This is a genomic window from Agromyces humatus, assembly GCF_021228295.1.
In the GTDB taxonomy this organism is placed as follows: Bacteria; Actinomycetota; Actinomycetes; order Actinomycetales; family Microbacteriaceae; genus Agromyces; species Agromyces humatus.
In genome coordinates, this window is the sequence record NZ_JAJQPD010000008.1 from 220,868 (window position 1) to 227,068 (window position 6,201).

The window sequence follows — 6,201 nt, forward strand, 5'->3', positions numbered from 1 at the left end:
TACGAAAGCCTTCGGGTTATCGATGGCTCCTGCCTAAACAGGGTGCACACAGCCAACCGCCTTGGGTTCGCTGCCCTCGTTATTCGAGTTGCGGCTTTTCGGCTTCGGGTCCGTCAGCGGACGTCCGCAGGTGGATCCCTCGCCGGGACGCAGGATGCTTTTCGGCGATCGGCATTGATCACTCGGTCGGGCAGGGTATTCCGCCCTCGTGAGCGATCAAGATCGTGTCAAAGACGTACTTGCCGTTCTGTGACCTGATAACGAACTCACCGAGATACGTGCCCGCATCGTTCACCGCGGGGACGGTCACGGTGGCATCGGGGTCGACCCCCTTCTCGACGTCGGGAAGGACGGTGAGGGCTGCCTCGAGGGCCATGAGTGCGTCTTCAGGCGTGAACCCGAAGATGCTCTCGGCACCGGGTGATTCACTGAGCGCGCGTTGTTGGCCACGAATCATGACCTCGAGAACTTCTCTGCGAGATTCGGCGCCCAAGTCAGGTGCCGACTCCACGATGCCGAATGCTCCACAATCGGGATCGGTAAACACTCTCTCCGGCGATGGCGTGGATCCGGCTGGTGCTTCAGTTTGGCTCGCACATCCGGACATCAAGAGCACGACCACACTCAAGAGCGCCGATGTCGAGGCGAGCTTCTTCTGATCCACCATGATTGCCTCCTAGTCTTGACGCAGCCCGAATAGCTTTGCGTGGTCGCCGACGTAGGACTCCTCGCAGACTCCCGGATCGGCTGCGGCGAAACCCAGCGCGGTCAGCCCGTAGCGCGTGTGGAAGTCTGGCGAGATCTCGACCATCCCGATCACTACACCGTCTTTCGTGACGTTCATCCGCAGGTTGTCGTCGGGACCAAGCTCCCGCTCACGCTCGGGAAGTTGTTCCAGTGCCGCTGCGAGCAAATCGATGTACAACGAGTGGGGCAGATGCGTGCTCTCCTGGATCGTCTCCGCACCGACACTGATATGCCATTCGAGGGTGGCTTGGATGGCCTCAGCGCGGCTGGCGTAGAACCCTTCCTCGGCCAGTTCTCGGACAATGTCGAGCCCGCATGCGATTGCCAGCTCGGTCTCGGTCGGCGGAGTTCGTTCCGGCGCGAGAGTCTGCTCAACCATCGCATCGATCGAACCCGGCCGTGTTTCACCCGGGGTGGCGCACCCGACGGCGCCCGTCAGCACTCCGACGAGCACCGTAGCCAACAGCGCAGTGCGAATGCTGTTCATGGCGTGTCCTCCGTCAGCAGTGGTAGCCAATGCTCGCGACAGTTCGCCGTCGCTGCTGTTTCTGTGGTCCTCCACGTGCACCTCCTCAACTGAGATATGTCCTGGGAACCGGAAAGTTGAACACGCAGTGGCCCAGCGTCATGCTCAAAGCGGAATTCTGCGCCCGCTCGAGGATCGTCAACTGACGCCTGCCTCTCTGTCGGTAGCGCGGCATAGGCTCACAACGTGGCCACCCTCGACGACCTGCGACGCACCACCGTCGGGCTGCCCGGTAGCGATGAACGCGCGACGACGGGCGGCGCCGCTTGGTTCGTTCGCGGCAAGCTGTACGCGTGGGAGTGCCATCCGTGGCCGAGCATCCCCGCAGACATGCGCGAGACAATCGCGGCCGAGCTCGTCGTCGGCGTGAAGGTCGCCGACCGCCTGGACGCCCTCGCTCTTGTCGAAATGGCGCCCGACGTGTTCCTGCGCACCACCACCGCTTGGGGCGAGCCGAAGGTCGCATTCCGCATGGCCGGCATCGACGAGGACCATCTCGCCGAGCTCGTGACGGACGCTTGGCGCGTACAGGCTCCAAAGTATCTGCGGCGCGAGCTCGACGACGTCGGCTCTTAGAGGATGGCGGAGCGGCGGCGTCATTCCTCGCCCCATTCGAACGAGCTCAACTCCCACGGATCGTCGGGGGTGCGGCGGTCGGCCTGTGTACCCGGCGGTATCGCTGCCAGTTCCTCCAGCGTTGGGTCGGCGGAGACAACGTGCCGAATGTGCGTCGCCACGCAAGCACCAGGCGCGTTTGGGTCTTCGCCATCGGAAACTGCCCAATCGCCCTCAGGGGAATGGAGCACCTGCAGGACGGCCGCCCCTCCCAAGACAGAACGGGTAACAACCGCGCCAAGGGCAGCAGGAAAGGTCCCCTCCTCGAACGGCCACGGCATGTACCGGAACATCTCCGCACCGTTCACTCGGATGGCCTCTCAGTCGACTACAGGAAGTCCACGCATTATCGCGCACGGAGAGGACGCTGCCCTCCCCTGTCGCCCCCAAGACGATCCTCGAGCGGATGTCCGCTGGCCGCCTTGCGCCGTCCGAATCAGCCCTCGAAGACCTTGGAACTCGTGAATGCGGTATCGGCTGAGACGGCCCCACGAGTTCCGGTGGGCACCCAGAGGTCGAGTGGGTGACCGTTCGTTCATCTGCGCAACAGTGGTGGCGGTGAATGAGGTGATCGAGTGGCGCGAGGCGATGAACTGATCATCCTTGCTTTACCGTTGCTCGGCCGCGTGTGCCGCCGCGTTCGTCGAGGTCCGCTTCTCGTCGCGTTTCCCGATCCGATCGAACGTGATTGCACCGGCGAGAGCGATGCCAAGGACGATGCCCACGGTCCAGATGAACGTTGCAGTCAGATCCGCTCTGAAGAAGTACCTCGCAAATGCGCCCGCAACGCCGATGACCCCGGTCAGAGGGACAGTAACGGCGACGGCAACCAGTTCCGCGCGCCATGGGCGAGTCACCTTTGCCAGTCGCATGCAGAACCAGCCGAATGGCACGGCGATCACGAGCAGCGCCGACAGCCAAAGACGCTCGGCGAGCATTTCTTCGGCGCCCGCGACATAACGAGCGCCCGCCTCGCCGAGCAGCGTCGCGACTTGAATCAGCCCGATCACGGATTGCCACACCAGGATCGCATGCAGTGCTCCGCCCACCAACAAGATCATGCGCTCAACCGGACTCATACTGAGGTCCTGTTTGGTAGCACCCGGCGTAGTCGTGGGGAGACGCGGCGTGGCGGCATCTTGGCGTCGTGGCACGTTCGGATTCTAGGGCCCGCCCAGCTCGAACAAACTGGCGGTCGCTCTGGCGCCAGATCAGACGGAAGCGCCCGCAGGCCGATCGGGAAGCGGAACGCGAGCGGGCCATCGTAGAAGCGTTGCGCGTCCGAGGTCAGGATCATGCTGCCGTCCTCGTCGACGGTCAGGTCGAGGTCGACGGCGAGGTGTTGGTGGGTGCCGAGATAGTCCACGACGCGGTCGCCGACGAGGATCATCGTCGCGTCGAATCGTCGCCGGCGGCCTCGGATGTCGTACTCCCGCACGAACGTGATGGTTTCGCGGCCGAGCGGGTCGCGGTACGGGAAGTTCTCAATCCGGAAGGGCACGTCCCTACCCACGTCGGGGATGAGGATGTTGCGCAGTCTCCCGACCTGCAGGAACGGGACCGTCCACCACGGCCCACGGCGAATGCTCGTCATCATGCCGGTGCCGATGCATGCCTCACGGGAGTCGAGCCCGACCCCGAACCGCCGCTGCATCATCGGATGCAGGCGCGCGAAGTCCTCACCCAGGGCCCGCTGGAAGATCGATGTCATCGGATCTGCTCCGGGGCGGGAAGACTGGCGAGCGTGGCCGGCGCGTCACGGAGGTGATCATCTCGCCGCGAACCATCGGCAGGTGCTCGTCGGCAGCGCGCCGCGCGTGGCCTTCCGGGCTGCCAGAACCACAGCACGCTGCGCAGCGGCCACCGCTCGGGTGCCTCCCCGCGCTCGATCCAGATGCGAAGCCGGTCGAAGCTCCACGCGGTCACCCATCCCAGGATCGGACGGACCACGAGATCCGGCATCCGGCCCCACCCGGGCGTGTAGTCGTAGCCGGTGATGAACCGGATGCCGCCGTCGACCGGGATGTATCGCCAATACCCGCGTCCAGCGCGGATCGGCGAAAGCCGATCAGATGTCCCGAACCGCCACGCGGATGTCCGGGAACCGTCCGGACGCGACGCTTCGCCGAGGCTGACCCCGACACCCGCCACCGTGTGGAACGGAACCTGACGCGTGTAGGTAAAGCGGGCCGCACCGGCCTCCGTCATCCCGGCCGGGACGATCTGCGAGAACCGCAGATCCCACCGCCCATGCTCACCGGGCCGCTGCGTCAGCGCCCAGACATCCTCGAGATCCGCATCGATCGTGATCTCCACATAGATGCCTCGCCGCGCCACACCCTCGAGCGTAAGCGACGGCAACCCGACCCTTCCACGGGACGCCGCTGCGCCGCGGTGCTACCGCTGCCCCGTCACAGGACGTCGCGCAGAGCGATCCCTTCCGGGGAAGCGGCCGCGCTGATGCGCGGCCCGGGGTCAAGCCAGGGGCCGGCCCTGTTGAGGCCATGGCTTCGTACGCGCGACTAGATTTGGTGTCGCCAACCCGGTGAAGCAACAGAACGGGACTTTCATTTGAACATCGAACTCGCCTATGTGCGACAACAGCGCCCGCTGGGGACGCTGTGGGCGAGTGCACTGCTCATCATGGGTGGCGTCCTCTTCGTGATTCCGATCGTGTTCACGTTCCTCGCGAACGCCGCAACATCCTCATCGATTGACCCGGAGTTGCTCGCACCCCTCATCGTGACGGCGGCCGCCGGTGCTGTCCAACTCGCGGCAGCATGGGGGGCGTGGCGCGGCGACCGTTGGCCACGGCGAATCCTCCTCGCCTTGCTCGCCGCTGAAGTCGCGAGTCTGCTACTTGGCTACGAGTTTGTCTTCCTCGGGATCATCCTCACTGGAACAGCGACGTTCCTCCTGTGGCGATCGGGCGCGCGCAATTATTCAACGAACGTGCTCGCCACCCGCCGACGACCCTAATCGACTTGCCGCAGGGCGGGTACCCGGACCAGAGGGCACCAGCTTGCGAGCGGCACTCCGACGGGTCAGCTTCTCCTCATTGGGCCGAGAGGCGGCGCGAACGTAGAGTTTCCGTCGTCCACTGCAAACAATGATCCCGAGTGAACGAGGCCGAATTCGGTCTCGTCAAGTCCTGAGCAGGAGCCTCCGATTTGAATCCATGGCTGGTATTGCTCGGCAGCGTCGAAATGGCGTTCGGCGTCTACGTCCTGTGCAACTTGGAGAAGATGCTGCGGTGGAGCCAGAAGTACATGGAGCAGAACGTCGGCAGAGTTGGAAAAGCATTCGCGGAGGGCGCGAGGCCACGATTCATGATCTATCCCGGTGTCGGCTTCATATTCGTCGGCGTGCTCGTTCTTCTTCAGGGCGTGGACCTCTTGTAGCGAAGCGGTGGTGGATCGTGCGCAGCGACGCGGCGGGAACCACAGTCGATGCCGGGACCCACGCGCATGAGCGCAATCACTCCTCGCTCTCCATCAGCCGCGGGATGAGGTGCTCGAGGGACCAGACCGCTGCGGGCTCTAGGCCCGTCGCTTCCTCCACGGTCGCGGGACGGATCTCGCCGCGCGCATACAGTCGTGGTGCGCCAGTGATGGGATCCCAGGTCGCTTGAGCTGGCGGCCACTCGTCGGCCTCATCGATACCAGGATCAAAGCCGACAGCTGGCACGAGGTCCGACCGGAGAGCGTGGTTGTCGACCCCCACAACAAATTGGTAGTCGCGATTGCCTATAGGTGGCAGCCCCGGTTCGTCCGTTGTTGTGCGGTAGAACGCAACAGCGGCGTCTCTCAGGACGCGGCCGTAAGCGTACCGCCCGTTCGGCAGAGTGAACTGGACGACCGAGCCGAGCTCGGGACGTCGCGGCTTCATGGGAATCCTCCGAAATCGTCGAAGAAGGAATCGGACATCAGTTAGCAACCGAACAGCCCGACGGAGATGGTCGTCTTGGATCAAAACGGCAACAGGCACCGCTCCGCCGCGACGAGAATGCCCGAGAGGACGAGCTCGACGAGCGTGGCCAGGGCGCATTCGCTGCACGGTGTCACGCTACCGATTGACGTCTGCGTCTTGGGTGCCCGGAACCCGGTCGGCGATCGATACATCGTGATCGACATAAGCGCGTGGGGGTCAAGCCAGAACCATCATGGCCGCTGATTCGCGTATGCCTGTCCCGCAAAACTGCCCGATGAAGGTGCGGCGGATTCTGGTGGTCGACGCAACAGGTCAAGTGTTTTGAAGGCTATCCGAGATCTGTTGCGGCGATGTGGTGTTCGGCTCGGAGGCGGCTGGCGGGT

General features: G+C 64.0%; 9 protein-coding genes. 3 read left to right on the forward strand and 6 right to left on the reverse strand.

Annotated elements, in window-relative coordinates:
- Positions 1–178: 178 nt before the first annotated feature.
- Positions 179–667 carry a hypothetical protein gene (locus tag LSF15_RS14805; protein ID WP_232499320.1) on the reverse strand — a complete coding sequence of 163 codons (489 nt, stop codon included), beginning with the start codon at positions 665–667 and terminating at the stop codon, positions 179–181.
- Between the two features lie 9 nt (positions 668–676).
- Entirely contained in the window at positions 677–1,309 is a 633-nt protein-coding gene (locus tag LSF15_RS14810; protein WP_232499321.1) for a sigma-70 family RNA polymerase sigma factor, read from the reverse strand.
- A 150-nt stretch (positions 1,310–1,459) separates the two neighbouring features.
- Here LSF15_RS14810 and LSF15_RS14815 point away from each other — a divergent pair, with 150 nt between their 5' ends.
- Positions 1,460–1,849: an MmcQ/YjbR family DNA-binding protein gene (locus LSF15_RS14815; protein ID WP_232499322.1), complete on the forward strand. Its 390-nt coding sequence runs from the start codon at positions 1,460–1,462 to the stop codon at positions 1,847–1,849.
- Positions 1,850–2,496: 647 nt separating this feature from the next.
- Here LSF15_RS14815 and LSF15_RS14820 read toward each other — a convergent pair.
- Genes LSF15_RS14820 through LSF15_RS14830 form a run of 3 tightly spaced genes read right to left on the reverse strand, consistent with a single transcriptional unit; the run spans position 2,497 to position 4,204 of the window.
- The gene (locus LSF15_RS14820) at positions 2,497–2,967 is read right to left on the reverse strand and encodes a hypothetical protein (protein WP_232499323.1); all 471 of its coding nucleotides are present in this window, start codon (positions 2,965–2,967) and stop codon (positions 2,497–2,499) included.
- On the reverse strand, positions 2,964–3,599 hold the full coding sequence (locus LSF15_RS14825; RefSeq protein ID WP_232499324.1) for a DUF4166 domain-containing protein: 636 nt from the start codon (positions 3,597–3,599) through the stop codon (positions 2,964–2,966). Before LSF15_RS14825 ends, LSF15_RS14820 begins: the two co-directional genes overlap by 4 nt.
- Complete coding sequence (locus LSF15_RS14830) at positions 3,596–4,204, reverse strand: SRPBCC family protein (RefSeq protein WP_232499325.1); 609 nt, start codon at positions 4,202–4,204, stop codon at positions 3,596–3,598. Before LSF15_RS14830 ends, LSF15_RS14825 begins: the two co-directional genes overlap by 4 nt.
- 255 nt (positions 4,205–4,459) lie before the next feature.
- Here LSF15_RS14830 and LSF15_RS14835 point away from each other — a divergent pair, with 255 nt between their 5' ends.
- Positions 4,460–4,867, forward strand: coding sequence for a hypothetical protein (locus LSF15_RS14835; RefSeq protein ID WP_232499326.1), 408 nt, complete (start codon positions 4,460–4,462; stop codon positions 4,865–4,867).
- 191 nt (positions 4,868–5,058) lie between these two features.
- Positions 5,059–5,289: a hypothetical protein gene (locus tag LSF15_RS14840; RefSeq protein WP_232499327.1), complete on the forward strand. Its 231-nt coding sequence runs from the start codon at positions 5,059–5,061 to the stop codon at positions 5,287–5,289.
- A gap of 76 nt (positions 5,290–5,365) precedes the next feature.
- Here the strand turns inward: LSF15_RS14840 and LSF15_RS14845 are convergent, their stop codons facing one another.
- A complete protein-coding gene (locus LSF15_RS14845) occupies positions 5,366–5,776 on the reverse strand; it encodes an Imm26 family immunity protein (RefSeq protein WP_232499328.1) in 411 nt (136 codons plus the stop codon).
- Positions 5,777–6,201: the final 425 nt, after the last annotated feature.